Source organism: Duganella rhizosphaerae, from assembly GCF_040364205.1.
In the GTDB taxonomy this organism is placed as follows: domain Bacteria; phylum Pseudomonadota; class Gammaproteobacteria; order Burkholderiales; family Burkholderiaceae_D; genus Rugamonas; species Rugamonas rhizosphaerae.
Genome location: NZ_BPWK01000071.1, coordinates 1 through 626, shown reverse-complemented (window position 1 = coordinate 626; position 626 = coordinate 1). Strand labels below are relative to the sequence as shown.

Sequence of the window (626 nt, the reverse complement as noted above, 5' to 3'; positions counted from 1 at the left end):
GACTACGTGGCGACCTGCCTGGAGCGCTCGGCCGAACTGGTGATCGCCCAGCTGGCGATCCTGAAGGCCGGCGCGGCCTATGTGCCGCTCGATGCGGTGCTGCCGCCGGCCCGCCAGGCGGCGATGCTGGCCGACTGCGGCGCCAGGCTGGTGCTGACGGCGCGGACACTGGCGCTGCCGGCGGCGCTGCCGCAGCTGCTGCTCGATGACGCGCGCATCGCCGCCCACGACGACGGCAATCCGGGCCTGGCCTGCGATAGCGAGACGGCCGCCTATGTGATGTACACCTCCGGCTCGGCCGGCACGCCGAAAGGCGTGGCGGTGCCGCATCGCGCGGTGCACAAGCTGGTGGTCAACAACGGCTACGTCGATTTTACGGCGGACGACAAGGTCGGCTTCGCGGCCAACCCGGCGTTCGACGCCAGCACGATGGAGGTATGGGCGCCGCTGCTCAACGGCGGCGCCGTGGTGGTGCTGGACCAGGATACGGTGCTCGATCCGGCGCGCCTGTGCGCGGCGCTGCGGCAACAAGGGGTGACGGTGCTGTGGCTGACGGTGGGGCTGTTCAACCAGTACGCCGACGCGCTGGCGCCGGCCTTCGGCGGCCTGCGCTACCTGATCGTCGG

Annotated in this window: 1 protein-coding gene; it reads left to right on the top strand. The window is 71.4% G+C overall.

The window, feature by feature from the left end:
* Window positions 1-626, top strand: a 626-nt coding sequence (locus RUGAMON1_RS32640) for an AMP-binding protein (protein ID WP_445234424.1), incomplete at both ends; no start/stop codon positions are given.